Origin of the sequence: Phenylobacterium sp. (assembly GCF_036501465.1) — a bacterium.
Lineage (GTDB): Bacteria > Pseudomonadota > Alphaproteobacteria > Caulobacterales > Caulobacteraceae > Phenylobacterium.
In genome coordinates, this window is the sequence record NZ_DASYAF010000090.1 from 24,046 (window position 1) to 50,578 (window position 26,533).

At 69.9% G+C, this 26,533-nt stretch carries 35 protein-coding genes; 7 read left to right on the top strand and 28 right to left on the bottom strand.

Annotated features, from left to right (window positions below; all coding sequences use genetic code 11):
- Nucleotides 1-28: 28 nt before the first annotated feature.
- The 8 genes from VGL85_RS09335 to VGL85_RS09370 all read right to left on the bottom strand — a co-directional run bounded on the left by VGL85_RS09335 (nucleotide 29) and on the right by VGL85_RS09370 (nucleotide 8,856).
- Complete coding sequence (locus VGL85_RS09335) at nucleotides 29-2,563, bottom strand: TonB-dependent receptor domain-containing protein (protein WP_331588374.1); 2,535 nt, start codon at nucleotides 2,561-2,563, stop codon at nucleotides 29-31.
- Between the two features lie 29 nt (nucleotides 2,564-2,592).
- Entirely contained in the window at nucleotides 2,593-3,231 is a 639-nt protein-coding gene (locus VGL85_RS09340; protein WP_331588376.1) for a hypothetical protein, read from the bottom strand.
- A gap of 1 nt (nucleotide 3,232) precedes the next feature.
- Nucleotides 3,233-3,556 (bottom strand): autorepressor SdpR family transcription factor, encoded by a 324-nt coding sequence (locus VGL85_RS09345; RefSeq protein ID WP_331588378.1) that lies wholly within the window; start codon nucleotides 3,554-3,556, stop codon nucleotides 3,233-3,235.
- A 70-nt stretch (nucleotides 3,557-3,626) separates the two neighbouring features.
- Complete coding sequence (locus tag VGL85_RS09350; protein WP_331588380.1) at nucleotides 3,627-5,039, bottom strand: alpha/beta hydrolase family protein; 1,413 nt, start codon at nucleotides 5,037-5,039, stop codon at nucleotides 3,627-3,629.
- Between the two features lie 112 nt (nucleotides 5,040-5,151).
- Complete coding sequence (locus VGL85_RS09355; protein WP_331588383.1) at nucleotides 5,152-6,165, bottom strand: SPFH domain-containing protein; 1,014 nt, start codon at nucleotides 6,163-6,165, stop codon at nucleotides 5,152-5,154.
- Nucleotides 6,162-6,542, bottom strand: coding sequence for a GntR family transcriptional regulator (locus tag VGL85_RS09360; RefSeq protein ID WP_331588386.1), 381 nt, complete (start codon nucleotides 6,540-6,542; stop codon nucleotides 6,162-6,164). Before VGL85_RS09360 ends, VGL85_RS09355 begins: the two co-directional genes overlap by 4 nt.
- 93 nt (nucleotides 6,543-6,635) lie before the next feature.
- Complete coding sequence (locus VGL85_RS09365) at nucleotides 6,636-7,559, bottom strand: MBL fold metallo-hydrolase (protein ID WP_331588388.1); 924 nt, start codon at nucleotides 7,557-7,559, stop codon at nucleotides 6,636-6,638.
- Between the two features lie 4 nt (nucleotides 7,560-7,563).
- Complete coding sequence (locus VGL85_RS09370; protein ID WP_331588390.1) at nucleotides 7,564-8,856, bottom strand: hypothetical protein; 1,293 nt, start codon at nucleotides 8,854-8,856, stop codon at nucleotides 7,564-7,566.
- A gap of 118 nt (nucleotides 8,857-8,974) precedes the next feature.
- On the opposite strand from VGL85_RS09370, the gene VGL85_RS09375 reads away from it, so the two are divergent.
- Together VGL85_RS09375 and VGL85_RS09380 are read left to right on the top strand one after the other, a co-directional pair.
- Nucleotides 8,975-9,589, top strand: coding sequence for a hypothetical protein (locus tag VGL85_RS09375; RefSeq protein WP_331588392.1), 615 nt, complete (start codon nucleotides 8,975-8,977; stop codon nucleotides 9,587-9,589).
- Nucleotides 9,590-9,708: 119 nt separating this feature from the next.
- Nucleotides 9,709-10,068, top strand: coding sequence for a copper resistance protein CopC (locus tag VGL85_RS09380; protein WP_331588394.1), 360 nt, complete (start codon nucleotides 9,709-9,711; stop codon nucleotides 10,066-10,068).
- Between the two features lie 4 nt (nucleotides 10,069-10,072).
- Here VGL85_RS09380 and VGL85_RS09385 read toward each other — a convergent pair whose 3' ends face one another.
- From VGL85_RS09385 to VGL85_RS09415, 7 genes are all read right to left on the bottom strand, one after another.
- A complete protein-coding gene (locus VGL85_RS09385; RefSeq protein ID WP_331588396.1) occupies nucleotides 10,073-10,423 on the bottom strand; it encodes a DUF3147 family protein in 351 nt (116 codons plus the stop codon).
- Nucleotides 10,424-10,450: 27 nt separating this feature from the next.
- On the bottom strand, nucleotides 10,451-11,053 hold the full coding sequence (locus VGL85_RS09390) for a hypothetical protein (RefSeq protein ID WP_331588398.1): 603 nt from the start codon (nucleotides 11,051-11,053) through the stop codon (nucleotides 10,451-10,453).
- Between the two features lie 88 nt (nucleotides 11,054-11,141).
- Nucleotides 11,142-11,666, bottom strand: coding sequence for an RcnB family protein (locus tag VGL85_RS09395; protein ID WP_331588400.1), 525 nt, complete (start codon nucleotides 11,664-11,666; stop codon nucleotides 11,142-11,144).
- 103 nt (nucleotides 11,667-11,769) lie between these two features.
- Complete coding sequence (locus tag VGL85_RS09400) at nucleotides 11,770-12,054, bottom strand: hypothetical protein (protein ID WP_331588402.1); 285 nt, start codon at nucleotides 12,052-12,054, stop codon at nucleotides 11,770-11,772.
- A gap of 11 nt (nucleotides 12,055-12,065) precedes the next feature.
- Nucleotides 12,066-12,635, bottom strand: coding sequence for an isoprenylcysteine carboxylmethyltransferase family protein (locus VGL85_RS09405; protein WP_331588403.1), 570 nt, complete (start codon nucleotides 12,633-12,635; stop codon nucleotides 12,066-12,068).
- Nucleotides 12,636-12,639: 4 nt separating this feature from the next.
- Nucleotides 12,640-13,086 (bottom strand): VOC family protein, encoded by a 447-nt coding sequence (locus VGL85_RS09410; protein WP_331588405.1) that lies wholly within the window; start codon nucleotides 13,084-13,086, stop codon nucleotides 12,640-12,642.
- Nucleotides 13,087-13,144: 58 nt separating this feature from the next.
- Nucleotides 13,145-13,336, bottom strand: a complete 192-nt coding sequence (locus VGL85_RS09415) for a hypothetical protein (protein ID WP_331588408.1) — start codon at nucleotides 13,334-13,336, stop codon at nucleotides 13,145-13,147.
- 151 nt (nucleotides 13,337-13,487) lie between these two features.
- Between VGL85_RS09415 and VGL85_RS09420 the strand changes: the two genes are divergently transcribed.
- A complete protein-coding gene (locus VGL85_RS09420; protein WP_331588410.1) occupies nucleotides 13,488-13,934 on the top strand; it encodes a hypothetical protein in 447 nt (148 codons plus the stop codon).
- A gap of 3 nt (nucleotides 13,935-13,937) precedes the next feature.
- Here the strand turns inward: VGL85_RS09420 and VGL85_RS09425 are convergent, their stop codons facing one another.
- On the bottom strand, nucleotides 13,938-14,816 hold the full coding sequence (locus VGL85_RS09425; RefSeq protein WP_331588413.1) for an alpha/beta hydrolase: 879 nt from the start codon (nucleotides 14,814-14,816) through the stop codon (nucleotides 13,938-13,940).
- Between the two features lie 21 nt (nucleotides 14,817-14,837).
- Nucleotides 14,838-15,626: a CPBP family intramembrane glutamic endopeptidase gene (locus VGL85_RS09430; protein WP_331588415.1), complete on the bottom strand. Its 789-nt coding sequence runs from the start codon at nucleotides 15,624-15,626 to the stop codon at nucleotides 14,838-14,840.
- Between the two features lie 217 nt (nucleotides 15,627-15,843).
- Here VGL85_RS09430 and VGL85_RS09435 point away from each other — a divergent pair, with 217 nt between their 5' ends.
- Nucleotides 15,844-16,470 (top strand): response regulator transcription factor, encoded by a 627-nt coding sequence (locus tag VGL85_RS09435; RefSeq protein ID WP_331588417.1) that lies wholly within the window; start codon nucleotides 15,844-15,846, stop codon nucleotides 16,468-16,470.
- A 57-nt stretch (nucleotides 16,471-16,527) separates the two neighbouring features.
- Nucleotides 16,528-16,680: a hypothetical protein gene (locus VGL85_RS09440; protein ID WP_331588419.1), complete on the top strand. Its 153-nt coding sequence runs from the start codon at nucleotides 16,528-16,530 to the stop codon at nucleotides 16,678-16,680.
- Between the two features lie 44 nt (nucleotides 16,681-16,724).
- On the opposite strand, the gene VGL85_RS09445 is transcribed toward VGL85_RS09440, so the two are convergent.
- The 6 genes from VGL85_RS09445 to VGL85_RS09470 form a co-directional block, all read right to left on the bottom strand.
- On the bottom strand, nucleotides 16,725-17,144 hold the full coding sequence (locus VGL85_RS09445; protein ID WP_331588420.1) for a helix-turn-helix domain-containing protein: 420 nt from the start codon (nucleotides 17,142-17,144) through the stop codon (nucleotides 16,725-16,727).
- 74 nt (nucleotides 17,145-17,218) lie between these two features.
- A complete protein-coding gene (locus VGL85_RS09450) occupies nucleotides 17,219-19,042 on the bottom strand; it encodes an ATP-binding protein (protein WP_331588423.1) in 1,824 nt (607 codons plus the stop codon).
- Nucleotides 19,039-19,638: a response regulator transcription factor gene (locus VGL85_RS09455; protein ID WP_331588425.1), complete on the bottom strand. Its 600-nt coding sequence runs from the start codon at nucleotides 19,636-19,638 to the stop codon at nucleotides 19,039-19,041. The genes VGL85_RS09450 and VGL85_RS09455 overlap by 4 nt, the downstream gene beginning before the upstream one ends.
- 109 nt (nucleotides 19,639-19,747) lie before the next feature.
- Entirely contained in the window at nucleotides 19,748-20,794 is a 1,047-nt protein-coding gene (locus VGL85_RS09460) for an amidohydrolase family protein (protein WP_331588427.1), read from the bottom strand.
- Between the two features lie 405 nt (nucleotides 20,795-21,199).
- Nucleotides 21,200-21,358 (bottom strand): hypothetical protein, encoded by a 159-nt coding sequence (locus tag VGL85_RS09465; RefSeq protein WP_331588429.1) that lies wholly within the window; start codon nucleotides 21,356-21,358, stop codon nucleotides 21,200-21,202.
- 152 nt (nucleotides 21,359-21,510) lie between these two features.
- On the bottom strand, nucleotides 21,511-22,008 hold the full coding sequence (locus VGL85_RS09470) for an FKBP-type peptidyl-prolyl cis-trans isomerase (RefSeq protein ID WP_331588431.1): 498 nt from the start codon (nucleotides 22,006-22,008) through the stop codon (nucleotides 21,511-21,513).
- A gap of 133 nt (nucleotides 22,009-22,141) precedes the next feature.
- Between VGL85_RS09470 and VGL85_RS09475 the strand changes: the two genes are divergently transcribed.
- On the top strand, nucleotides 22,142-22,351 hold the full coding sequence (locus tag VGL85_RS09475; protein WP_331588433.1) for a hypothetical protein: 210 nt from the start codon (nucleotides 22,142-22,144) through the stop codon (nucleotides 22,349-22,351).
- Between the two features lie 44 nt (nucleotides 22,352-22,395).
- On the opposite strand, the gene VGL85_RS09480 is transcribed toward VGL85_RS09475, so the two are convergent.
- The 3 genes from VGL85_RS09480 to VGL85_RS09490 all read right to left on the bottom strand — a co-directional run bounded on the left by VGL85_RS09480 (nucleotide 22,396) and on the right by VGL85_RS09490 (nucleotide 24,274).
- Nucleotides 22,396-23,466 carry an alpha/beta hydrolase gene (locus VGL85_RS09480; RefSeq protein ID WP_331588435.1) on the bottom strand — a complete coding sequence of 357 codons (1,071 nt, stop codon included), beginning with the start codon at nucleotides 23,464-23,466 and terminating at the stop codon, nucleotides 22,396-22,398.
- Nucleotides 23,467-23,701: 235 nt separating this feature from the next.
- Nucleotides 23,702-23,824: a hypothetical protein gene (locus tag VGL85_RS09485; RefSeq protein WP_331588437.1), complete on the bottom strand. Its 123-nt coding sequence runs from the start codon at nucleotides 23,822-23,824 to the stop codon at nucleotides 23,702-23,704.
- 246 nt (nucleotides 23,825-24,070) lie between these two features.
- Entirely contained in the window at nucleotides 24,071-24,274 is a 204-nt protein-coding gene (locus VGL85_RS09490; protein ID WP_331588439.1) for a hypothetical protein, read from the bottom strand.
- Between the two features lie 199 nt (nucleotides 24,275-24,473).
- Between VGL85_RS09490 and VGL85_RS09495 the strand changes: the two genes are divergently transcribed.
- On the top strand, nucleotides 24,474-24,860 hold the full coding sequence (locus VGL85_RS09495) for a nuclear transport factor 2 family protein (protein WP_331588441.1): 387 nt from the start codon (nucleotides 24,474-24,476) through the stop codon (nucleotides 24,858-24,860).
- A gap of 7 nt (nucleotides 24,861-24,867) precedes the next feature.
- Here VGL85_RS09495 and VGL85_RS09500 read toward each other — a convergent pair whose 3' ends face one another.
- Nucleotides 24,868-25,512 (bottom strand): hypothetical protein, encoded by a 645-nt coding sequence (locus VGL85_RS09500; RefSeq protein ID WP_331588444.1) that lies wholly within the window; start codon nucleotides 25,510-25,512, stop codon nucleotides 24,868-24,870.
- A 91-nt stretch (nucleotides 25,513-25,603) separates the two neighbouring features.
- On the bottom strand, nucleotides 25,604-26,362 hold the full coding sequence (locus VGL85_RS09505; RefSeq protein ID WP_331588446.1) for a hypothetical protein: 759 nt from the start codon (nucleotides 26,360-26,362) through the stop codon (nucleotides 25,604-25,606).
- Nucleotides 26,363-26,533: the final 171 nt, after the last annotated feature.

Below are 26,533 nucleotides of genomic sequence, written 5' to 3' on the forward strand. Positions count from 1 at the left end.
CGCGCCGGCGGTTGCGCCGCCAACCCCACTATCGCGGCGCGGCGGCCGCCCCGGCCCCGTAGTCGAAGCCCGGATCGCGCCGCCGGCCGCCGCCGAAGCTGTAGGCGAAGCCCACGAACACCGCGCGCACGTGCGCGTCGGTCTCCATCCGGTCCTTCAGCGCCGGGGTGTCGATCACCAGCACGCTTTTGATCGAAGCCAGGGCGTCGCGGGTGACCACGAACAGCGACCAGTCGTCGTTGAACTTGCGGCGGTAGCCCAGGTTCACGATCCCCGAGGGCTCGTAATAGCCCTGCGGCGTCAGGCGCTTGGCGGTCATCGCGCCCTGGATCTGGAACAGGTCCTTGGGCGTGACCTGCCAGTTGATCACCCCGCGCACGCTGGGGGTGAAGGCCGAGCGGGTGGCGGTGAAGCCGAGCGCGGCGCCGTCGATCTCCGTCCAGCCCAGGTCGCCGCTCACATTGACGGTCACGTTCTTGATCACCTGGCCGGCGGCCACCAGCTCCAGGCCACCGCTGCGGCTGCTCGACAGGTTCTCCTTGGTGGTCAGCAGGACGCCTCCGCCCAGGTCCTCCACCACGTCGGTCACTCCACGGCGATTGTCGCGGAAATAGGCGGTGGCCAGGTAGATCGTGGCGCCGGCGCGATACTGCCAGCCGGCCTCGTAGGACCAGGTCTGCTGCGGCTTCAGGTCGGGGTTGCCGGACCGGAAGTTGAAGGGGTCCACAAAGATTCGGAACGGGTCGTAGTCGCTGGGCTGCGGTCGCTGGATGCGTTCGCTGACGCTGGCGGTGAACTGCTGGGCGTCGCTGACCTTCCAGGCCAGATGCAGCGACGGATAGAGATGGGTGTCGCCGTTCCGGCCCTTGAAGGCGCTGGTCACGTCGTGGAGGTCGATGCGGGTGTCCTCGACCCGCAGGCCGGCGAGCGCCGTCACCGCGCCGAACGGGCGCTGGTAGGTGACGTAGGCGCCGTTCACCGCCTGTTTGAACTTGAAGGCGTCGACCAGCGCCGGGTTGATCACCTCGCCGGCCGCGGTCGGGCCCTGCAGGCCGGCATTGTCGAAGACGTCGCCGTCGACCTGCAGCTCGTAGCCGGCCTTCAGCTTGGCGTCGCCGGGCAGCGGGCGGCTGTAGTCGACCTTCATGTGGCTCACATCGGCGGTGATGTCGGCGCGGATGTCCTCCGCCAGACTCGGGATCAGCGGCGTGGTTCCGGTGAGCGTGTCGTCGCGCGTGCGACGGTCGGTGCTGCGGTCCTGGGTGAAGCTCGCGGAAAGCTCGTGGCCGTCGCCTTCGAACTTGCGCCGCCAGCTGCCGGTGGCGGCGATGTCCAGCCGATCGAGGCTGGTGGTCCCCAGGCGGGTGAAACCCTCCGGCGCGAGGGTTCCCGGCGTCTCGCCGGCGAACAGGCTGTCGTCGCGCGACTTGAAGCCGATGCCCGTGCCGCGCAGCTCGGCGCTCCAGTGGGTCTTGGCGTCGGGGTCGTAGTCGATGGCGCCGCGCAGGATGGCGACGTTGGCCTTGGCGTCGGTCTCGGTGGTCTGGCTGGAGTCGAGGGCCTGGCCGCTGATCGGGTCCGGCGTCTCGCGGTGGTCCTTGGTGGTGGCGCTCTGCGGATCGTGGGCGATGACCGCGTCGCCCGACAGGGTGACCGTCTTGCCGGCCGAATAGCCGGAGAGGCCCAGCTGGTCGCGGCCCGCGCCGCCGACGTTCACCCGCACCGAGCCGGAGGTCCCCAGCGCCTTCGCCGACTTGGGGATCAGGTTGATGATCCCGGCCGAGCCGTCCGGCCGGAAGGCGGCGGAGGGGTTGGTCATCACCTCCACCCGCTCGAAGGCGCTGGCCGGCAGGTTCTGCAGCACCTGGCCGCGCGACGGGCCGTTGAACAGGCTGGAGGGCTTGCCGTCGATCATGATGGTGACGTTCGGGTCGCCGCGCAGGGAGACGTTGCCCTGCACGTCCACCTGCACCGAAGGCACGTTGCGCAGCACGTCGGCGACCGAGCCGGTGGTCGTCTGCAGGTCCTTGGTGATGTCGTAGCTGCGCCGGTCGATGTCGGTCCGGATCGCCTGCGACTGGCCGGTGACCGTGACGCCCTCGACGGTCTTGGTCGGCGGCGCCACAAGCGGCTTCGCCGCCGCGGCCGGGGCCTGCGCCGGGGTGGGAGGCGCGGCCGGGAATTCGCCCTTGTCCAGCACCAGGGGCAGGCTCGCGCCCTGCTTGAACTGGCCGCTCCAGGCGCTCTTGGCGGCGTCCCACTGGCCGTCGAAGCTGATCTGGGCGGCCGGAATCGCGAAGCTGAAATGGCCGTTCGCCAGCTTTATGTCGGAGAGCGGGATGCCGCGCGGGCTCTGGTCCAGGCTGACCATCTCGCCAGAGAACCCGCCCTTGCCGTCGTCCTTCACCCGGACCACGATCCGCAGGACGTTGGCGCCGACCACCAGCACCCCGTGCCAGGACCCGACGACCTCCTGGGCTTGGGCGCAGGGCGCCGTGGCCATGGCCAAGACGAACAGGGACGCGACAGCCGCCAGGCGGACGCGGCGCTTGGAACACAACATCTAGGAAGCTCCCCCGAAAACTCTGGACGTCAGGCTGTCGCCCGCGGTCCCGGCCCGCCGCGCAGCAGCCGTCGCTGCTCGAGGGCGAAGAAGACAGCCACCGGCAGGACCGTCAGGACGACGATCGCGCGCGGGACGCTCGGCGCGAAGGCGGCGGCCATGATAGCGAGCCCCGACAGCACGGTCGCCCAGCCGTTCCGCAGGCTGGCGCGGATCCAGGCGCCTGGGTCGGGCGCGGCCGGACCTGTGGGCGGCGCGAACTTCGCCGAGGCGTTGCCGAACACCACCAGCAGGGCGCCGCCGACCAGCAGGCCCACCGGCTGCGGCGAGGCGTTGAGCAGCATCTGGTGCTTGGCGAAGATCGCCGCGAACCAGGTGTCCATGCCGGCCATCAGCGGACAGATCACGGCGTACCCGACCTCGGTCATCCGGCGATGGGCCATCGAAAGCACCATGCCCTGCGGATTGAGCCGCCGCTCGACTCGGGTGAGGCCGTAGGCCGCCCAGACTGGGAAGAAGGCCAGGGCGAAGACGATCCGCCACCCGAACAGGCTGATCACCTGGGGATGGTGGATGATGTCCGTCCAGCGGGCTGCGACGGCGGCGATCCCCACCGCGATCATTTCGACGATCGCCAGCCAGCAGACCAGCTTCGCAACGCGGTTCATGTCACGCCTTTCTCGAGCTTGGGCGTCGTTTCATGGGTGAGGCCATCGACAGCTCCGCCGCCGGGAAGCCGATCCCGAAGCTGTCGGCGAAGGCCAGCAGCGCGTCCTCCAGCACCGACAGCCGCAACTGGTAGATAATGGTCGCGCCCTGCTTGTCGGCGGCGATCAGGTCGGCTTCCCTGAGCACGGCGAAGTGGCCGGACAGCGTCGCCTTGGAGACGGGGAAATGGTCGGCGAGCTCGCCGGCTGTCATCGGCCGCTCGCGCAGGAGCTGCAGCACGCGACGGCGCGTAGGATCGGCGAGGGCTTTGAACACCAGGTTCATATTCGGTATTTAGGCAAATACCGAAAGATGTGTCCAGACCCCATTTGCACCCGCCCATCGCCACTCTCCTTCAGTGCGCCGTGTGCTTGACGATCCAGTCGGTCATCAGGTCCAGGGCCTTGGGCGACACGGTCTCCTCGATCTTGGCGTACTCGGCCGGCGCGCCGGTCCCGGCGGTCTGGAAGAGATGGTTCAGGCCGTCCAGCTCGACGATGGTCACGTCCTTGTTGGCCTTGGTCGCCTCGCGGATCGCCGGCAGGTTCTGGCTCGCCACCACCTGCACGTCCTTGGTGCCGTCCAGCGCCAGGATCGGGACCTTCACCTTGGCGAGCGTCGGGCGCGGGTCATAGGCGATGAACCAGCGGTACCAGGGCGTCGTGACCGCCGCCAACTGGCCGTCGATCATCGCCTGCGGTGCGTTCGGATAGGCCCTCCGGGCGACGCTCTCCGCCGCGGCCTTGGCGCTGGCGGTGTCGGCCGCCTTGATCACCACGGCGTTGATCTGGTCGAGCAGCGCCTCGTTCTTGGCCACCGCGGCGGGATCGACGCCGCTCGTCCTGGCGATGGCGGCGCGCTGGGCCGCCATCAGCTGGGCGGTCGGGACGCCGGGTCCGGCCATCAGCACGATGAAGGCGATCCTTGGGTCGGTTGCGGCCACCATCGGCGCGATCATCCCGCCCTCGGAATGGCCGATCAGGCCCACATGCTTCGCATCGATTCCCGCCCGCGCGCGCAGCCAGGCGGCTTCGGCCTCGGTGTCCTTGGCGAAGTCGGGGCTGGTGGCGGCGGCGAAGTCGCCGGTGGACCTGGCGAAGCCGCGGTCGTCGCAGCGCAGCACCGAAATCCCGTGGCGGGTCAGGTGGTCGGAAATCACCAGGAACGGCCGGTGGCCGGCCAGGGCCTCGTCGCGGTCCTGGGCGCCGGAGCCGGTGATCATCACCACGCCCGGGAACGGCCCCTTGCCGGCCGGGGTGGTCAGCGAGCAGGCGAGGGTGACGCCGGGCGCGCTTTGAACGCTCACGTCCTCTTCCCTGTAGGGGTAGGGCTTGGCGGGGAGCTGCGGGCGGCGCAGCGCCGTCACCGCTCCCTTCGCCAGGGACAGCTTGAGCTGCACGCCCTGGTTCCAGGTTCCTTCCCAGGCCTGGGCCGCGGCGTTCCAGGTCGCGTCGTAGTGGGCGCGGATTTCGGGGACGTCGAAGGCCAGCTTGCCGTCCGCGGCGGTGACATTGGCCACCGGGATCGGGTCCGGCGTCTGGTCGGGGCTGGTGATCGCCCCGGTCAGCTGGCCGGAGGTCTCGCGCGTCAGGGACAGGCCGAGGCGCAGGTCGCCGGCTGGGGTGGCGACCGCCCCGTGCCAGTCGCCGGCCGGGTCGGGCGCTGCGCCCTGTGCATGCGCCGCCCCGGCCAGCACCACGGCCATCATCAGGATCCCGATCGTCATGCAGGCGACCCAGATCGTCACCCTACGGATCATCGTCGTCATCTTCCTCTCCAGCCACGCGTCCGCCGGGCGGCCTCGCCCGCGGTCTTCAGGGAGATAGTCGAGGGATCGGCGCGGACCTTACGCCCGCGCCGCTTCCGGATCGGACCCGGGCCTAGCGCTTGCGCTTCGGCGTGGCCCGGGGGCCGGTCGCCGCGGGCAGGGGCTTCGGCGCCGCCGACGCCTTGGGCTCATCGTCCGGCCGGGCCGTCTGCGACGCCGCCAGGCCCGCCAGCGCCACGACGCCGCCGGGGTTCATGGCGTCCACCATGGCCGTGGGCATCAGGATGGTCGCCCCGCGCTCCTTGGTGGTCTCGTAGATGATGTTCATGGCGCGCAGCTGCAGCGCCGCCGGGCTCTGGGCGTAGATTTCCGCGGCCTCGACAAACTTCTGCGCCACCTGCTGTTCGGCCTGGCCCAGATGGATCCGCGCGGCGGCCTCGCGCTGCGCCTGGGCCTCGCGGCTCATGGCGTCCTGCAGGGCGGTGGGCACGCCGATGTCGCGGATCTCCACCGAGATGGCGGTGACGCCCCAGTCGGCGGTCTTGCGGCCGATTTCCTCGCGCAGCAGCTCGTCGCCGCGTTTGCGGTCGGAGAGCAGGGTCGACAGGAGCGACGAGCCCACCATCTCGCGCAGCGAGGTCTGCGAGACCCGCGCGATGGCGCTGCGGTAGTCGGTGATCTCCAGGGCGGCGCGCTCGGCGTCGTGGATCTGCCAGAACACGACGGCGTCCACATCCACCGGCACGGTGTCCTTGGAAAGCGCCTGCTCGGCGTTGAACTCGGTGGTCTGGATGCGCTGGTCGAGCCAGCTCGACACCTCGTCGATCACCGGCACGATGAAGAACACGCCCGGGCCCTGGATCGACTGCAGCTTGCCCAGCCGCAGCACCACCGCCCGTTCCCACTGGTTGGCGACCTTCAGCGACAGCGGGGTGAGCAGGCCCAGCAGGACAAGCAGGACGCCCAGCCCATAGAGCGGGAAAATCCCCTCCCGGGCCCCTTCCTCGAAGCTCAGCGCACCCAGGGCGAAGAACACCACGGCGAGCAAGGTCGCCGGGCCGTTCGCCGTGCGGGCGCGATAGCCCGACAGGTTGAAGGTCACGCCTGGATTGTAGGCGTTGCTCATTTTCCATCTCCTTTGTCGACGGCCAGGGCCGCGATCCGTTTGGCCAGCGCCTGGGGATCGACCCCCAGGGCCAGCGCGGCGGCCAGGGTCTGGCGCGCCAGGTTGTCGGTGTCTCGTTCGTGCTCGTAACCGGCCTTGGCGGGCGGCGGCTCGGCGACGAAGCTGCCGCGGCCGCGGACCAGCGTCAGCGCGCCCAGGCGCTCCAGCTCGTCATAGGCGCGGCGCACGGTGTTCAGGTCGACCTTCAAGGCCACGGCCACCTGGCGCATGGTCGGCATCTGGTCGCCGGGCGAGAGCAGCCCCGCTCCGATCGCCCGCAGGAACTGTTCGCGCAGCTGCACATAGATCGGGACCCCGGTCTTTTCGCCCAGCCTCAAGGCGGCGAGGATTTGATCCTGTGTATGCATACACTCATACAATATGAGCGTGGCTGTGAATGTCAAGATGGCCGAACGCGGATCGCCGGCTGGCTAGAGTGCGAGCAGGTCGCGGCCCACGACGATCCGCCCGGCGAAGTGCGGGCGCACCGCCGCCAGCCAGGTCTCGTCGGGGATGGCCGGCAGGCCGCCGGGCACGAAGTGCGACAGGACCAGGGTCTTCACGCCGGCTTCGGTGGCGATGCGCCCGACCTCATCGGCCGTGGTGTGGGCGGCAAGCAGGTGCGCCTTCAGGGTCTTGGCGTTGGGCTCGGCGGCGGCGATCTTGTCGACCGCCGGCCCGTACATCACCTCGTGCACCAGCACGTCGGCGCCCTTGGCCAGCCTGACCAGGTCCTCCGAGGGCCGGGTGTCGCCGCTGATCACGATCGAGCGGTCCGGGCAGTCGAAGCGATAGGCGAAGGCGGGCTCGACCGGCGGGTGCTGCACGCGCGCGCAACTCACCCTGACCCGGCTGTCCTGCATGACCGGGCCGGCCCGCGTCACCTCGTGGACGTCGATCAGCTTGGAAAGGTCCGGCCGGCCCTCGTCGGCGATCCGGGTCTTGATGTCATAGGCGTCCATCTGCAGGAACAGCCGGGTCATCTCGGCCAGCGGCGGCGGGCCGTAGGTGTCGACCTTGGTCGCCAGGTTCGCCGCCCAGGCCAGCAGCAGCAGGTTGCCGTAGTCGGCGTTGTGGTCCGAATGCTGGTGGGTGATGAACACCGAGCGGATCGCCTTCAGCGACAGCCCGGCCAGCACCATCTGCCGCGCCACCCCGTTTCCGCAGTCGATCACATAGACCGCCCCGTCGACAACGATCGCCTGGGCCGGCGCGGAGCGGTTGGGCTTGGGCGTGGGCCCGCCGCCGGTGCCCAGCAGGATCAGCCGCGAGCGCCCGGCCTGCGCGGCGGCGGGCGTGGCCAGGGCCGCGCCGCCGGCGGCGAGGAGGCTTCGACGGTTCAGGGCGCCCGCCAACCGCCTATCCCACCGGGAAGCTGAGGTTCGGCTGGGCCGTCCAGGGGTCGGTCTTGGTGCGGGGGCTGGCGACCACCAGCCGCCCGCCCAGGCTCGCGCGGCCCAGGCCCTGGACCTCGTAGAGCGCCTCGAAGTTGTCCCCGGGGGCGGCGCTCTTGCCGAGCGCCTTCAGCGCGTCGGGGCTGGCCATGGCCTCGGCCGCCTGCTGCAGGCCCATGTCACGGTCGCCGGCGATGATCACGATGCGGTTGCCCGACGGCCCGCGGAACGCCGCCACATAGCCGTAGTCGCGCCGCGTCGCGTCGCCCTGGGCCGGTCCGCCCTCCTGGCTGCGGTAGGTGTGGCGGCTGACGTTGTCGACCAGCTCGTCATAGGTGTCGCCGACGCTGAACCGCGAGCCCGCGAAGACCGGGTTGCGCAGCACGCCAAGGCCGCTGACGTAGCCCAGGTAGACGATGTTGTTGCGCTTCAGCATTTCGGGCGTGAGGTCCGAGGCCATCATCACGCGCACGGTCTCGCCGCGCGCCGCGCCGTGGCTCAGGATCGGCACGATGTTGCGCAGCGCGAAGGCCGCCCCCACCGGCAGGTAATAGAGGTCCAGGTCGCGATAGCGGCCCATGGCCCTGGGGTTGTCCATCAGCCAGTCGTCGAGGTCGGAGGCGGAGTTGATCGAGTACTGGCGGATCAGCCGGTCGACCCCGGCCTGCTCGTCGATCTCGCCGAAGATGTAGTAGTCGCCCAGCACCAGCAGCGTCGGCGCGCCGTCCTTCAACAGGCCGCTCCACGGCGCGCTCGCCTGGGCGCGGGCCACCGGCCGGTCGGGGTCGTGCATGGTCCAGAAGACCGCCCAGACCGCCAGGTTCGCCACGACCAGCGCCACGGCCGCGCCCAGCGCCCAGGCCCGCCAGCGGCGCGGCAGGGCCGCCGCGGTGGGCGCGCCATCGGCCGGCGCGTCGGCCCGGCTTTCGGCGATCATGCGGTACTCGCCCTTGGGGATGCAGAGCCGCATCGGCTCGTCGCGGCCGGGGCCGGCGTAGAAGTCGTCCAGCTTCCTGCGCAGGCGATGCACGGCCACCCGCACCGAGGCGTCCTGCGCCCCGTCGAAGGCCGAGGAACGCCCGAACACCGCTGCGGCGACCTCGAACTCCTTGGGGCGCATCCCCGCCGCCGCGCAGTCCACCAGATAGTCGAACAGCCGGTTCAGGCCGTCCGAACGGCCGAGCGCCTGGCGCGCGCGCACGCCCGCGGCCAGCTCGGCGATCTGGTCGCCCGTCTCGGTCCTGGCCCCGTCCGCCAAAGCTTTCTGTAACCTTCTGTAACCCCCCGGAGACCGTATTTAACCGGACAGACGACCAAATGGCAAAGTATGGGTAGGCTGACTGAATCCCAGGCCCGAATTTTTGGGGGAAACGATCTTGAAGCGCATTCTCATCGCCGCCGTCTGCGTGGCCGCGCCGCTGTCGCTGCTCTTGGCCTGCCAGCCCAAGGCGCCGCCTTCGCCGGCGAAGTACAATACCGACGCCCTGGACCTCAAGGCGTTCATGGCGAACGTCGTGGACCCGAACTCAGACGCCCTTTGGGCCGCTTCCGGCACGGATGAAACGGCCGCGGGCGTCAAGGACAACACGCCGACCACCGAGGCCGGCTGGGCGGCGATGCGCTCCCAGGCTGCGGTGCTGATCGAGGCCGGCAACATGCTGCAGCTGCCGGGCCGTCCGCGCGAGCCCGAGGCCGACTTCGACAAGTTCGCCCAGCAGCTCACCGCACAAGCGATCCTGGTGAAGGCCGCGGTGGACAAGCGCGACAAGCAAGCCATCTACGATGAGGGTGCGAAGCTCTATCTGATCTGCACGGCATGTCACACCAAGTACCTGATCAATCCGCTCATCAAGGCGGGCGGACGTCCCCAGGGGACCCTGCCGAATTGGCCGGCCGATATCGCCGCCAAGCAGAAGCAGTACGTGGCCATCCACGGACCCGCGCCAGAGCCCGCGAAAGTCCCGCAACCGGACGACCCCACCAAGAAGTGACCTGACGGTCTTCCGGGCGGTGTAGGCGGCCGGGGAGGGGCGCCGCCGCCTTCTTCCGCGGCCATGACTTCGCCCAGTTTCGAAGGCGCCTGCTACACTGACCCGGAAGGAGATTCTCGATGCGCAACACCATCCTCGTCCTGGCGAGCGCCGCGGCCCTCGCCGCCGCCGGCGCCGCCAGCGCCCACGCGCGCCTGATCATGAGTTCGCCCAAGGCCGGCGAGAGCATCGCCGCGCCCAAGGGCCTGGCCCTGCACTACAGCGAGAGCATCGTGACCGCCGGCTCGTCGGTGAACGTCACCGGCCCGGGCGGCGCCGTGGTCGCCACCAGCCCGCTGGCGGTGGGCGCGAAGGACAAGCGCCTGGTCAACGTCAACTTCACCGGCCCGGTGGCCCACGGCGCCTACAAGGTCCACTGGCACATGAAGACCGAGGACGGCCACGAGACCGAAGGCGACTTCGGCTTCACGGTGAAATAGGCCGCTACAGCTTGAGGCCGAACCGCGGGCCCGCCGCCGTCATGCCCAGGTAGAGGGCGATCGTCAGCGCGCAGCCCGCGGCCAGCGCCGCCCAGAACGGCGCCCCGCGCTTCATCAGCGCCGGGACCAGCAGGAACATCGGCAGCGACGGCAGCACGAACCAGAAGGTCGCGCCCACGTGCTGCTCCATGCGCACGGGGTCATGGGTGTCGCGCCACAGCCAGATCATGCCCAGGATCGACACCAGGGGCAGGGATGCGATCAGCGCGCCCAGCCCCGGCCAGCGCTTGGCGGTCTCCGAGACGATGGCGATGATCACGCCCGAGATCGCCGCCTTTAGGATGAGGTAGAGCATGGCGACGGGCGGGCTGCCTGGAGCCGCTCAGTGCGACGGCTTGCCGGCGGCCTCGAAATCCTTGTCGATATTGTGCTTGTAGAGGCTGTCCTTCGGTCGCTGGATATATTTGCCGTGGCAGTTGAAGCAGGCGTCGTACATGGCGCTGCCGGCGTCGAAGGTCTTGGTGACGTCCTTGGAGTTGACCGCGGTCATGGCGGACAGCCCGGCGTTGGTCAGGGCCACTGCATACTTGTTCCAGGGGCCGTTCGGATCGCGGGCGCGGCCGTCCATGCGCAGCAGGTTGCCCGCCTCCACCAGCTGGGCGGCGCTGTCCAGCGAGACCTTCCAGTTGGCCTCGTCCGCCGCCGTGGGCGTGCGGTCGTGGGCGCCGGAGGCGTCGTCGATCTCGCCGCTTCGCGCCCAATAGGCTTCGGCGGCCGGATTGACGATGTGGCGCATCACGTCCTTCACCGAAAGCAGCACCGCGCCGCTGGGCGCCGAGATGGTGGTGACGGTCGCGGCGGACGCGCCGGGCTTGGCGGCCGCCGGAGCGGGCTTGGCCGGCGCCTTTGCCGCTGGCGATTGCGCCAGGGCGGGCAGGGCCGCGGCCAGGACCAGGCCCGTGAGCAGAAGTGGCAGCCGGCGCATCGCATCCCCCTGATGTCGTTTGGGGCAGCTTAGCGCGACGCGGCAGCGGCGTAAGCCCTCTCCCTGCAGGGAGAGGGCGACGCAGGGCCTAGTAGGCGTTCAGCACGATGTCGGCGATCAGGCCGGTGGCCGCGGCCATCAGCACGAAATTGCCGTCGGCGTAGATCCAGCGATAGCCGGGCGGCGGCGGACGCAGGCCATAGAAGCCCCAGTCCTGCACATAGAAGCCGCGGTAGGCCACCGGCACATAGACGCCGCGCCGCCAGCCGAAATGGCTGATCGGGCGATAGCCGAAGCCCGGCGCGTACCAGAACCCCGGCCGCGCGCCGTGATAATCACGCCACTCGGCGCGGCCGGCCCAGCTCTGGGCGCGGGCGCGGTCGAAGTGCAGGTCGCGGCGATCCTGGACCACCTCGCGATGGTCGCGGTTCAGCCGTTGCTGTTCGCCGCGGGTGACCACGCCGTCGCGCTCGGCGGCCCGGTGGTCCTGATGCTGGTCGCGGCGGTCTTCGTTCAGTTCGCGCCGGTCGTCCTGGCGCTCGGTCTGAGCCGAAGCTGCGATCGGGGCGGCCACGGCAGCCAGGGCCACGGCGGCGTAGAGCAGGTGTTTCATCGCGGTCTCTCCTGTCTCAGCTCAGGGGGGAGGCTGAGTTCGATGGAGGGACTGTGACGCAAGGCCGCTGAACCCCGTCCGGACCGCGCTGTTCAGCTTTCCGTCAGGGTCGCCAGACCACCGCGGCCAGGGTCGCCAGGCCGCAAATCCCGACCGCGCCGGCCGCCAGCAGCGGCATCAGGCGCAGCCTGGAGCGTCGCCGCTGGGCGCCCGCCGGGGCCGGCGCGGCGTCCCAGTCGGTCTGGGAATCGAAGAACACCAGCCCGTCTTGCGCCGTCGCCTCCGCCGTGCGGCCGCGGCTCGGGACCGCCATCGGCGTCTGCGGCATCGGCGGCCAGAGGCGCTCGCGGAAGAACGGGTTCTGGGCGTCGTTGCGGTACGGGGTCATCGCCGGGGCGCCTACCAGACGAACGGGATGAGCCGCCGGGTGCGCCGCATATAGGCGCGATAGGGCTCGCCGATGCCCTCGGCCAGGGCCTTCTCCTCGATCACGATGCGGATCAGGTAGCCGACCAGGTTGGTCAGGCCCAGGATGGCCGGCGCCCAGGCGTAGCGCAGCGAAATCCCGATCCCCACCGCGACCAGCAGGCCGCCGGCGTAGGACGGGTGGCGCAGCAGGCGATAGGGGCCGGCCTCCACCACCTTCTGGTCCGGGCTCACCTTGACCGTGTAGGTGAAGTATTGGCCCAGGGTCATCACGCTCCAGAGCCGCAGCGCCATCCCGCTCAGCGAAACCGCCGCCCCGACCCAGAGCGCCCAGGTCCCGAGGTGCGGCGGCGGGGCCTTGTTCTGCGTCCACAGGCCGAAGGCCAGGCCATAGCCGCCGCCGATGAACAGGATGATCGCCAGCAGGCTGCCGCGGTCGCCGGACCGGGCGTCGTCGCGGCGCAGGCGGCTGGCGTAGGCCTCCACGACCCCCAGCCCGCCCACCAGGGCCATGGGGACGATCTGGCTCGGACCCCAGGTCATGACCCTATTTCTTCGGCGCGGTGTAGAGCTCCACCGGATTGCCTTCCGGGTCTCGGATGAAATAGGCGACGTTGGGGATCACCTCGCGGCTTTGCACCCCTTGGGTCTTCAGCCAGTCGGCCAGGCCCTTGGCGTTGGGAACCGCCAGGATCACCCGCGAGAAGGCGTTCGGCCCCGCCGGCCGCTGGGCGCTCTGGGCCAGCGCCATGATCGCCCGGTCCGATCCGCCGCCGAAAGTCATGATGTATTCGAACGGCTTGTCGCCGCGTTTCATGGTGTCGCGGACGCTCATGCCGAGCTTGTCCATGTACCAGGCCCTCTGCGCCTCCAGGTCGGTGACATAGACGCCCGGCCCGTCCACGCCGGTGGGCTTCAGGTCGGCCGGCGGTGCGGCCGAGGCCACGGTTGCGGTGGCGCAGAGCGCGAGCGCGGCGGCGAATAGCAGCTTCATGGGGTCCCCTCCGGATCCTCTTCTCCCGCGGGAGAGGGCCTAGAATGAGGTTTAAGCGCTAGCTGTCCAGCTTGTCGCGGTCGGCCATGATGTGGCGATAGACGGCCGTGGCCATGCCGCGCAGGTTGCGCGAGGCGGTGGTTACCGCCGCATTGCCCACCAGCGAGGCGCCGCGCACGGCGATCTCGTCCAGCTCGTCCGCCATTTCAGTGAGCTTCTGATAGACGGCGATGTCGGACGCCTCGGCCATGCCCGATGTCCTAACGCCGAAGGCTCGGGATCGCAAAGCCCCACAACCTGGAGGCGGCGCCGGTTCAGGTCTCGCTAACCACGAAAATTCACCCTGAATTGAGAGCCGGCCGCTTAGAGGAATGACGTCGCGAATCTTGGGGAAAGCTCTGGTGATTCTGAATCTTCGCCACAGTCTTGTGCGTCTGGTCTGCGCGCTCGTCGTGCTGGTCTGCGCCGTGGCGCTGGTGCTGCCGCTTTCGCTGCGGCCGTCCATCCTGCCGCACGGCATGACGACGGACGCGGTGATCTTCTACGGCGTCACCGCCGGGGCCTATGGCCTGCTGCCCTTCGTGCGCCGCGGCGACGTGGTGATGGTGGCCATGTGGCTGGTGCTGGGCGTCGGCGTCGCCCCCTGCTTCCTGGGCCAGGAGCTTTCGGCCCCACGGATGTTCGCCGACATGGCCGGCGTGCTGGCCGCCGCCGGGCCGGTCTACATCGCCCGCTTCCGCCAGGTCGCCCAGGGCGACGTGCGCCCCTTCCGCCGCCGCGAGGCCGAGACCAGCGAGACCCTGCCGGAGTTCGAGCCGGCCGCCGACGGCCGCGCCGTCGGGGCCTGACCCCTACTTCAAGGCCTGCAGCCAGCGGATCACCGCCGCTTCCAGCGCGATGCGCTTGCCGCTGTAGCTGTGGTCGGTGGCGATGTGCTGCATCTCGACCCGCCCGCCGTCGGCCTTCACCGCCGCCGCCAGCTTCTCGTTCGTGGGCGCCAGCCCATCGTCGGAGGTGACGATCAGCAGCGGCTTGCCGGACAGCCCCCTGGCCACCTCGGCGGTGAATGATAGCCGGGGCGACATGGCGATGACTTCGTCGGCCATCTTCTCCGGGGAGGTTCCGGCCAGGGTCTCCATGTCGGTCGCCATGGTCTTGGCGATCGCCGGCTTGGCGGCTGCGCTCGCGCCGCGCCCGCCCATGTCGGCGGCCGAGATCAGGATCGCCCCGGCGAGGCCATGGTCCTGCGCCGCGGTGAGCGCCGTCACCCAGCCGCCCATGGAATGGCCGGCGACCACCAGCCGGCCGGTGTCGACGCCCAGGGCCTTGGCGTGCGCCGCGTCGCGCAGATAGGCCAGCACCGCCTTGGCGTCGGCCAGATTGCCTTCGAACGAGAAGGTCCCGGGGCTGCCCCAGGAGCCGCGGTAGTTGAAGGTGATCGCGTTCCAGCCCGCCCGGCGCACCGCCTGGGCCAGGTCGAGGTTCTTCTCGTTGCCCGGCAGGCCGTGCAGCAGGACCAGGGTCGGATGGACGCCTGCGCCCGCGGCCAGATAGGCCACGCCGTTGATCTCCACCCCGCCGCTCGGGATGTGCAGCACCTCCATGCGCGGCGGATGGGCCGCATCGGCCGGCGGGTCGGTGAAGACCGCCTTCGGGATCGGCGCGGCGGCGGCCATGGCGCCGCCGGCCAGGATCAGGGTGGCGGCCAGTCCGGCCAGGATCGCACGCATGGAAAACCCCCTCCGCAATGGTCAGCTCGCGACGTCGGCGCCTTGCAAGGCCGCCGACCCGGACGGCGCGCGCCGATCCCTGGCCAGGACGATCGCGGCGAAGGCCCCGGAAAGGCCGAACGCCAGGGCCAGGCCTGCGAAATAGCGCACGCTGCCGTCACCGTCCGAGAACAGGAACAAGGTCGCCATGTTGAGCAGGAAATGCAGCAGGGTCGCGATGGCGATCCTCGCGCCCAGGGACCGGCCGACCGTCGCCAGCGCCAGGATCATCGACATGCCGAGCGCCGACACCAGGAACAGCGCGAAGGCGGCCGGCGGCACGGCGAACGCCAGATAGAAATGGCCGAGGCCGAACAGGGCGCCGGTCACCAGGGCCGAGATCCAGGCGGCGAGCCGGGTCTCCAGCAACGGCTGCACCAGGCCCCGCCAGCCCACCTCTTCGGCCGCGGCGCCGAGCACCTGCACGGCCAGGACCACGCCCAGCGGCGCGCCCAGCGCGCTCGCGTTCGGCGGGCCCCAGGGCGCGTGTTCGATCTTCGCCAACGCCAAGGCGATCGCCACGCCCGCCAGGCCGGCGGCCACCGCCAGGGCCAGGGCCTTGTCGAACCGCGATGTGGTCACCGCCGGGTGGGGCAGGCCCTTGCGCCAGATCGCCCACACGACGACGACGCCCACGGCGGTTGAGAAGACCGTCAGCCGCAGGATGTTCGGGTCGAGGCCGGTCAGGTCCTGCGCCTTCGCCAGCAAGGGCGAGGCGATGGCTGAGACGACGAGGAAAGCTGCGATCGGAAGGGCGACAGGTCGGGTCATGCGCCAACATGTCAGCCCAGGGCCAAGGTGTCCTCGACTTTGCGTCCAACGGCGCCGCGCCCGGCGAAGGTCTCATCCGATGGGGCGGCCGCGGCCTGTTCCGACGCCCGCGGCGGGGTGGCCCAAATTGGGCGCCCAGAGGCTTGTCAGGCCGCGGTGCTACTCGAAGAATGGCTTGGATTCCAGAAGCTTAGCTGTTTGTGGCCCTGAAGGTATCATGGCGTATTCGAACATCGTCCCGAGCACGAATTCTCGCGAAAAGACGGCGATCTTTACGATCGGATGCGCGAAGGGCTTCGTGGATTCCTTGATGCTCTGGGGCCGTGAGCACTGGGTCTCCATCCAGTCATACGAGGATCCGGAGGCCTTCCTGCGGGACGCTTCAGGCCTGCCTTACGGGTGCGTCGTGGTGGAGCAGGCCCTGGGCGACCGGCGCGGCGTCGATCTGTTGCGCCGTCTCCGTCACGATGGGTTGGCCTTCGAAGTCATTCTGATCGCGGCCGAAGCGGAGAGCGACGTCGCCCTCGCGGTCGAGGCGATGAAGGAAGGCGCCCGGGAAGTTCTGCGCGAGCCCGTGGTCCCCGAAGCCCTGCTGGTTCTGGCGGAAGGGGTGCTGCGCGCGAGATCGCGTCCGGCCGCCGACAACCCGATCCATCGGTTGACGCTCCGGGAGCGGGAGGTCCTGAAAGCCATCGTCGACGGCGAGACCAATCGCCAGATCGCCCAGGCCCTGGGGATCAGCGCGCGCACGGTGGAGTTCCACCGCTCCAGCCTGATGGCGAAGATGGGGGCCGCATCCACCGCGGCGCTCGTCCGCCTCGCGCTCGCCTCCTGGTCTCGCTGAGCCGCGCCGACAGCGATCTCAGCGATGACGGACGCCCAGCCGAAGATTCGATTTGTCGTGGAACGGACGCTTTCCGGATGGGTCGTCCAGGGTCCCGGTCGCCCCTTTGGCCCCTTCCACGGCAAGGCGAACGCGCTCGATCTGGCCGAGGGCATGGCCAGGGCGATCCGGGCCGGCGGCGGCGAGGTCGATGTCGTGGTGAAGGACTAGGCGTCGCGCTCGCGCACCGCGCCCCACGCATTGCGCCCGGGCGCTCACTTCGTCCGCTGCGCCACGAGGTCATGGAACTTGAGCGCAAGGCTCATCAGTTCCTCCCGCGCTGGCGTCAGGGCCCGATAGGCCGTGGGCGTCAGGTGGAGGCTGTCCGGGGTGCGGGTGATCCACCCGCGGCGTTCCAGGTTGGCCACCTTGCGGCGCACCGTCTCGCGCGGAATCCCGGTGGAGTCGGCGATTGAGCGGATGTTGACGCCACGGGTCGGGAATGGCTGCTCATGCGGCTGCATCCGCTCGTCCATGCTCATGTCGCGGAAGCCGGGATGGGCGATGGTTCGCTCGGCGATCGCCAGCAGGATGATGTTCAGTTCCAGGTCACCGCCGCAGGCGGCGCGCAGCGCCTGCAGGAGTTGAAGGGTCGGCGAGACGAGTTCGTCCGCCAGGGAGGCCGGCTGTTCCATTCCGCCTCTGTCCTCTTCGGTCAGGGGCTGAGGCTACGCCGGATGGGAAAGATTTCAATGTTACGCGAAATGGCTCACGCCACCGCCTGCCGCGCGCCGGACGCCAGGTGGTTCAGGAGCGCGCGCAGGCGCGCCGGGTGCAGGGGCTTGTGGATGATCGGGACCTGGGCGGCGTCGGCGGCGGCCAGCACCTCTGCGCCCATGTCGCCGGTGACCAGGCAGAAGGCGGCGGGCGCGTCCGGCCGGGCCGAGAGCCGGGCGATCACGCCCAGGCCGTCGACCGCGCCGGGCAGGCGGAAGTCGGCGATGCAGACGTCGAACCGCGCGCCCGTCGCTTCAACCGTCTGGCCGATCAACGCCTCCGCTTCGGCCAGGTCCGCCGCCAGGGCGACGTCCACGCCCCACTGGCGCAGCAACCGCTCCGCGCCCTCGCGGACCATGGCGTCGTCGTCGATCAGCAGCAGGCGCAGGCCGGCCATCAGGTCCGGCTGGACCGCGGCCTTGGCGACCTTGGCCGGCGCGGCGCGCGGCAGGTCGAAGGAGAACCGCGAACCCTTGCCCTCGGCCGAGCGGATCTCGATGCGGCTGTCGAGGATGGCGGCCAGCCGCTGGGCGATGGAAAGGCCCAGGCCCAGGCCCTTGCCCCGGTCGCGCTCGGGGTTCCCGATCTGGACGAACTCCTCGAAGATTCGGGCCTGGTCGGCGGGCGCGATACCGATGCCGGTGTCCGCCACCGCGATCGAGACCCGCCCGCCGAGCCTGCGGGCCGCCACCAGGATTCCGCCGGTCCGGGTGTAGCGCAGGGCGTTGGTCACCAGGTTCACGCAGATCTGTTCGGTCAGTGTCGGGTCGGCGTCGACCCACAGGTCGGTGTCGCGGAAGCGCAGGTCCAGGCCCTGCTGCTCGGCCACCGGGTCGAAATAGCCGGCCAGCCGGTCGAACAGGTCCTGGCAGCTCATCGGCTCGCGGTGGCTCTGCACCACGCCCGCCTCCAGGCGCGAGATGTCCAGCAGGCCGTTGAACAGCTTCTCCATGGCCGCCACGTTCGACTGGATGCGGCTCGCCACATCCTTGGCCTCCTCGTCCAGCGCCAGCGACTGCAGCGAGCCGGAGAACAGCGACAGCGCATGCAGCGGCTGGCGCAGGTCGTGGCTGGCGGCGGCCAAGAGCTGCGACTTGGCCAGGTTCGCCTTCTCCGCCCGGCCGCGCGCCGCCTCCGCCTCGGCCTTCTCCACCGCCAGTTCGGCCAGCAGGCGGCGGTTCTCGAAGCGGATCGCGAAGCCCTCCTGCAATTCGCGGTTCTGCACGCGGCAGAACCCGAACAGGATCGCCGAATAGCCGACCGAGGCCGCGCCCAGCACGTCGTAGGCGTACTGGCCGACCAGCAGGAAGCGGATCATCACCAGGCCGAAGATCGCGCCCACGAAGGCATAGAGGCCGGCGGGGTTGTAGGCGTTGCCCGGCACGCTGCCGCCGGAAATGCCGTAGAGGCCGCACAGGGTGAGCGCCACGGTGATCGGCTGGGCGAGGTCCATGAACAGGAAGGCGGTCGAGCCCCAGACGCAGCCGGCGATCGCCATGTAGAGGGTGTTGAGCGAGGCCGCCCGCTCCAGCCGCCTGCCGTCGTCGTCGGCCGGAATCCGGCGATAGCGCGCCACCAGCCACAGGCGCAGCAGCTGGGTGGAAAGCTGCACCGCGAGCCAGGCGGCGATCTCGGTCCACGGATGGAATGGCGCCTGGGTGGCGCACATGTAGACGGTCACCACGCCGGCGGCGGCGAAGCTGTTGCGGATCTGCTGGAACAGGGTGCGGATGCACTCGGCGCGCACCGGCTCGATGACCAGGCCCCCGCCGTTGGCCGCCAGCGGCGCCAGCGCCACCCGCTCGGCCGTGCTCATCCGATCAGCCCGAGCTGCCGCGCCTTCAGGATCGCCTGCATCCGTCCGTCGACCTCCAGCAGGCGGAAGATCTCGGTCAGGTGGGCGCGCACGGTGCGCGGCGCGATGTTCATCCGCCGCTCGATGACCTTGTTGGAATGGCCGTCGGCCAGCAGGCTCAGCACCTCGAGCTGTCGAACGGTCATCGCCTCGCCCGCGTGGGCGGTCTGCGGCGTGTCGAAGGCGACGCCGCCGGCCAGCACCGTCTCCAGCATCTCCAGGATGCGCTCCGGCGCCCAGCCCTTGGAGATGAAGCCGCTGGCGCCGCAGTCGCGGCTCCGCAGCCGCGCCGCCCCGTCCTCGCGCCCGGAGATTATCACCCGGCTCACCAGCGGCGCGAGCTCGCCGATGGCGCGGGCGGCGGCGAAGCCGTCGGTGTCGGGCAACAGGATGTCGATGATCGCCAGGTCGGGCGCCGGCCGCCCGGCTAGGGCCTCCAGCGCCTCGGCGCCGGTGTTGGCCATGTTCAACGTCCACGCTGGGCGATGCGTGCGCAGCATCGCCGCGAAGCCGTCGCGGAACAGCGGATGGTCATCGACCAGCAACAGCGCCGTCATCGCGTAGGCTCCGCCCTCCGCGACCAGCGCCCTCCAAGCGTCGGTCGGTGACTCTCGTTCTCCAGAGTCGGCGACCCGCCCAAATAGGCAATAGCCTAAATAGGCGCCCCTAGAGCTGCAGCCCGTAGACCCGCTTGGCCGTGCCGGAGAACAGCGCGGTCTTCTCCTCGGCGCTCGCGCCCGCCGCGATGCGCTTGAAGGCGTTCCACAGCGTGGCGTAGTCGCAGGTGCCCATGTCCACCGGGAAGTTCGACTCGAACATGCAGCGCTCGGCCCCGAACGCCTCGATGCAGGTCTCGATATAGGGCCGCCACTCGTCGGCGAGCTGGGTCGACGGCGCCCGCGGCTTAGCCAGGAACGAGGGGAAGTTGCAGAAGCACATGGCCAGGCCGCCCAGCTTGACGTTCACCTTCGCAGACTTGGCGAGCTCGCGGATGTTGTCGCGCCAGATCCCGAACCGCTCCGGCAGCCTGCCCGCGTAGACGCCGGAGCCCAGCGGCGTGCCGACGTGGTCCAGCACGATGGTCTGATCCGGGAAGGCGCGCGCCAGGTCGATCAGCTCCGGAAGCTGCGGCTCCAGCAGCCAGGCGTCGAAGCTGAGGCCGAGCGGCGCCAGGTGCGCGAAGCCCTTGCGGAAGTCGTCGGACAGGTAGAGCCCCGGCCCCAGCCGGTTCAGCGGCCCCAGCACGTCCGGGTCGGCGTCGTAGGAGGCGGAGTTGCGGATGCCGCGGAAGCGTCCGCCGCCGGCCGCCACATGGGCCTCCAGCACCGGCTTCACGCCATCGCCCAGCATCAGGTCCGCGCGAGAGACGATTCCCGCGCAGGGCCGCCAGTCGCCATACAGGCCGCTGGCGCCCATGGCCGCCACGCCGTTCACGAACTCGGTCTCGCCGATCCCCTGGTAGGCCTCCGGCCCGCCGGCCTTGTAGAAGGCGCGACACTCCACGAACACCGTGGCGACGACGTTGTGGCCGCCGCCGCGCGTATCGGCCATCAGCTCGTCCAGCAGGTAGCGCTGGGCGTCCTCGATGGCGGTCAGGAAGGGATGCACGGGCGCCTGCGGGGTGGCGTAGCTGCGCCGGTCCCACAGATGGTGATGCGGATCCACGATCGGCAGATCGGGCTCCAGGATGGGCTCGGCCCCTAGCGTAGCCATGGATCGTTCTCCCCGGAATTGGTGCGGGGCGATCCTGGCCTATCGGACCCTAGGGCGGCAACCGAGCGTCACCGCTTTCGGCGTCGTCAGGCCTCCGCCGGCATGGCGAACGCCTTGAGGCCCGACGGCAGCCGAAGCGCGGCCCGCGTGGCTTCACGCAGGTTCTCGAACTTGGCGGCGGTCTGCGAACTCATATTCCACTCGTCCCGCCCCTTGGCGGACTCGACGAGATACTCCATCCCCTGAGGGCTGGTACGCGCGACAACTGCGGCATATGCCATCGTCTGTCTCCGGCGCTTATGAGCCACTGTTCTGTTACGGCTCGACAGGAAGCGCGGCTTCAAACGGCGTGCCAGTTTCGCGTGAGAGGGGTTTCACCGGCCGGTTGAACCGGCCGCGCGGCGCTCAATGGTGGCGCGCGGCGACCTTCAGGATCAGGCCCAGCACCGCGAGTGCGATGAACGCCCACATGGCGATGGAGAAGCCCACGGCCGCCAAGAGGCCGAACACGCGGTTCGACCTGGGCGGGGGAGGCCGCTCGCGGTCGATCTCGGGTGGTTCCATCGATGTCCCGTCCACGCCGCCCCGCCTGCCTCTTACCTGTGGACGCGCAGGTTCGGATGACTCGCGTCGGTGGCAGTCTGACGCAAAAGGGCCACGTCCGCGCGCGCTGCGCAAGGGTTCAGCGGCGCCGCGTTATGCGGCGAACCCCGGGCTCAGGGCGCCTTGGGCGGGGCGATCGCCTCCAGCCAGACCTCGAAGACCAGGGTGGCGTTGGGCGGGATGCCGCGGTGCTGCACCGTCTGGCCCGCCGCCGCGGCCGACGGCGGGGGCGTGTTCAGCGGCCGGCCCGGGCCATAGGCCAGATAGGGCGGCATGGTGATCACCCAGTGGTCGCCCGGGCGCATCAGCTGCAGGGCCGCGTTCATGCCCGGGATCAGCTGGCCCACCGGGAAGGTCGACAGCCCCTTGCCCTCGTCGGGCGAGGTCGAGAACACCTCGCCGTCCGTCAGCTTGCCCACATAGCGCATCTGCACGGTGTCGCTGCGCTTGGGATGCGCGCCGCCCGCCGGCCCCGAGCCCAGCACCTGGTAGCTCAGGCCCGGCAGGGTGACGGTCTTTCCTCCGCCCGCCTTTCCCGGGGTCTGCGCCACGGCGGGCGCGGCGGCGGCGAGGAGGGTGAGCGCGGCGCAGAGCGCGAGGGGTCCGGTCATGGCGGCGACTATAGCCATGGTTGCGCCCATCTCCACAGCTGCCGCGGTCTGGATTACCGTCCGCATGCGTGAGTCGGCGTCCGGTGACTGGGCGCGGTCGCGCGTGGGAAGCGAACAACAGGGGCTACATCAGATGAAACTCAGGACCCTCGGCCTGGCGCTGGTCGCCATGGCGTTCATGACGGGCGAGGCGCTGGCCCAGGCCGGCACCATGCAGCCGATCCCCAATCCGCCCGAAAAGCACAAGACGATGAAGCACAAGAAGAAGGCCGCCAAGAAGGCCGACGCCACCGCCGACGCCGGCGCGAAGGCCGACGCCAAGGCCGACGCGAAGAAGAAGTAAGCTCGGCGCCCCGCCTTCGCCGCGCGCGCAGGCGGGGTCGCCCTTCAGCGGCCCTTCCGTGCGGCCGCGACCACCTCCGCCACCGCGTCGACCACCAGCTGGGGCCGGACGTCGTGGATGTAGTGGGTGGCCCCCGGCACGATCCGGTTCGACCCGCGCGCCGACAGGGCGGCGATCTGGTCGTGCATCGCGTTCCAAAGCCTCTCCATGGCCACGCCCTCCTCGGCGGTCATCCCCGGCGCGGGGTGGGATGTGGCCGTCAGCACCACCAGCGGGGTGTCGCCCAGCGGCGGGCGGCCTTTCGCCTTCGCCGCCAGCGCCTCGCGTGCGCCCGTGAGCTCGCGGGTGTCCGCCGCGTCAGCGCCCTGGAACGCGTCCAGCTCGCCCAGCATGGCCTGGAAATAGGCCGGTCCGCGCGCCTGCGCCTTCATCCAGGCCTGGGCCGCCGGCGGCAGGCCCGAGGTCGGGATCAGGCCGCACAGCCTGTCCGCCGCCTCGGTGCGGGGCGTCGCCGCGCACATCTTGTAGGGCGCGGTGGCGTTGGCCTGCGCGGCGGCGACCGTCGGGGCCACCGCCGCCATCCGCTCCATCTGGCCCTCGTAGGAGGGGTCGATCAGCACCAGCCCCGCCACGTCCTTCGGGTGGGTCAGCGCGAACTCACGCACGTCCAGGCTGGCGATCGAGTGGCCCACCACCACATAGGGGCCGGCCTCGCCCGAGGCCTTCAGCATGGCGAACAGGTCGTCCGCCAGCGCCTTGGAATCCCGCGGCATGGGCCCGGGCGAGCTCGTCCCGTACCCCGCCCGATCGTAGGAACAGACCCGGCTGGTCCTGGCGATCGCATCCTGCACGCCGGCGAAGCTCCAGGCCCCGTCGCCGAGCCCGGCGTCCAGCACCACCACCGGCCCGCCGGACCCCTCGCAATAGAGGTGCATCCTGCGCCCGTCGGGCAGGGCGACCAGCCGCCCGTTCGCCAGGTAGCCGTCCCACCAGGCCGCGCGGACCGCCAGCGCCTCGGCGGAGGGCGGCGCGGGCAACTGGGCGTGGGCCGCGAAAGGAAGAATGGCCACCGCCGCCGCCGCCAGCGTCGCCAGCCGCCTTCCGGGTTTCCGCACGAAAGCACCTCCAGCCTTGAATCTCATGTTGGAGCGTGTGCTCTGGCTTCGGGCTTGGTCAAGGACGAGGGCCCCGGCTGGTCGCCAGCGGCGCGGCCAGCTTCATCTGCGACCGGCTGCCCTGGGGCGAATACTCTACCAAGAACTTGATTCTATTATGTTACGTCATGGCCGGGACAAGCCCGGCCATGACGGTTGGACGGTGATTGGGTCATCGCCCGAGGGCGCCCAGACCTCACCAGAACGGTGAGAAATCGCCCGACAGCAGGATCGCCGCGGCCACGGTGAAGGCGCTCGCCGCCCACAACAGCGCCACCGCCCAGGCGGAAGGACCAACCGGCTCCGCAGGTTTCCGCATGGCGTACGCTCCTCCAGCACTGAACAGCGCCGCCACCCTCGCCCCAGCCGCTTGAACGGCGCCTGAACGGACGTGAACCGAATTCGGAAACCATGTCGGGCGGATCGCCCCGGCGGCCGATTGGCCGGCCCCCAGGTTGGTTACTCAACCAATGATCTGATTTTGTTATGTGACGTCATGGCCGGGACAAGCCCGGCCATGACGGTTGGAAAGTGATTGAGTCATCGCCCTAGCGGCCCAGGCCGCTCACAGCAGCAGCACCACGACTCCGGCGATCAGGGCCAGCCCGCCGACCGCGAGCCAGCCGATCATCCCCTTCAGCACGCTGCGCCAGTTCTGCGTCACCCACAGCGGCTCCTGCATGAACTGGCGGCGCACCCCGTCCAGCGTCCCGCCGAGGACCAGCAGGCCGAACAGGATCAAGCCGATGGGCAGCGGGCGAAGGTGCATGCCGCTATTGCTACGCTTGCGGCCGGCGCGATCAAGACCGGCGTTACGCTTCCGGTCCTGGTCAAGGACCAGCCTGCCGCCGGCCGCGCCGCAGCGCGCCAGGGGCGCGTCCTTGACGAAGCCCGGCGCCAGAGCTCCAGTCTGGCCATGAGGTTTGAGGGAAAGCCTGCCCCGACGGGCCTCCAAGGAAGCCATCCCGATGCCCGCCAGTTCGCCGCAAGCCTGCGCCGCAGACTTCACCGCCGCTCTGGTCCGCCGGGACATGGAGGCCGCCCTGGCCCTGCTCGCGGACGACGCCGTGCTCTTCTACAGCAACGGAACCACCATCACGGGAAAGGACGCCTTTTCCGCCGTGATGTCCGCGAGCTGGAAGGTGGTGGAGGACTATGAATACGCAACGACGGACGCCGCCTGGATCGCCCAATCCGACACCGTCGCGGCCGTGATCTACAGCTTCGCCTGGTCCGGCGTGGCGCGGGGCGAAAAGGTCAGCGGCGGCGGCCGCGCCACTCGCGTCTTCCGCAAGGACGCGGCGGGCTGGGTGGTCGCCCACGAACATCTGAGCGTTGGCGCCGGGCCAACCTAGGCGCCCTTCACCAGTCCAGCTCCCGCACCCGATAGACCTTCGGCCGCAGCCGCCCGATCCGCCCCTCCAGCGCCGCCACCTCGCGCTTGGCGCGGGCGAGCGTGAAGGGGTTGGCGTTCAGCGCCCGATCCTCGATCTCCAGCCGCAGCATGAAGGCGCGCTCCGAACAGGCGTCCATATAGGCCTCGCGGAACTCCGGCCGCGTGCGCACCCAGGTGTAGAACACCTTGAACGACGGCATCCCCGGCGTCGCCACGACCGCGCTCAGCGAGGCGCCCTCGCGGATCGCCTCCAGCACCGCCGCCGCCCGCTCGGGCGTGAAGCTGCTCTTCGGCCCGGATTTCCAATGCCGCGGCGCCTTGCCCTTCGCCTCGGCCCGCGCCGCCGCCTGCGCGGCCTTGATCCCGGCCCGCGCCGCCCGCCGCGCGTCGCCCTCCTGCCGCGCCACCTGCGCGATCACCAGCCGCACCGCCCGGTACTGCGCCCCGAAGTCCTCATGCACCTGCACCCAGCGGAACACCGTGGCGTAGGACGGCATGGCCGGGTCGGCGGTGATCTGGCGCATCGTCTCCCGCTCGCCCATCCGCTGCAGGATCAGGCGCCCCATCGCCCAGCTGAAGGCCGACGGCTTATAGCCGGGCTCGTGATCCATGGGCGGGATGGGCCACGTGCGGGCGGGTTGGGACGGCATGGTGGGAGGATAGCGGAAATCAGAACAAAAAGCGAACAAAGCGACAGTGATCTCAGCCGTCCTTCTTGCCCGCATCCTCAGCGGGTCCGAAGTCGATCTCCACGCCTCTTGCGCTCACAGTCATCTTCACCTGCGGCAACCTCGGCTGGCATGCGGCGACCGCCACGTTGTAGGAATTCGAGATATCCTTGAGGGCCTCCCGGTCGGCGTCGGTCATACGACCCTCAAGCTTGGCCTGGCGCATGATCATCGCCGATCGCGTCTCAAGCAGCGCGGCCGCCTCGGCTCGACACTGCGGGGAGTCCGCCTGCTGGGCGATGTCGACCCCGCCGAAAACCACCGAAAGCCAGATCATCGCCGCCGCCGAACCCCCCGCGATGAGCTTGAAGACCCACGGGTTTTCACGGAAGAACTCGACCACGGTGACGCGGAGGGTTTCGCTGTCCGACGCGAGATAGGCGCCGTTTCTCCGCAAGCGCAGATAGCGGTCGAACAGGTAGCTGTACTTGGCCCGCTCGTCCGCGCTGAAGTCCAGGAAGCTCAGCTCGCGACCGCGCAACTCATGGAGGATGTCGGCTTCGAACTGCCGAAGGACGTCTGGCGAATAGGTCGGGCCGGCGGCGCCGTTCAGCTTGAACTCGCTGTAGCAAAAGATGAATTCGGCGACGCCGGCTGTGAACAGGATGGGTTCGAGCGCCCGCACGGCCTGATGAAGCGGAAGGTCCTTGCCGCCCTGGTGGACCCTGGCGAAAACCGGCAGCGCGCCCTGCTCGCCGATCAGGGCAAGGGATCGCTCCCAGACATCCGACATTTCAGCCCCCGAAGATTGCCCCAGCCCGCCCTAAACTCATGGTTGATTGCGAGCCTGTCGGTCGGGCGTGTCAAGGACCAGGCAGACCTCCCCTGTCGCGAAGACGACGGGGAGGGGGACCGCGAAGCGGTGGAAGGGGCGTCGCGCCGAGTTCCCGTTGCCTCGAGTTCC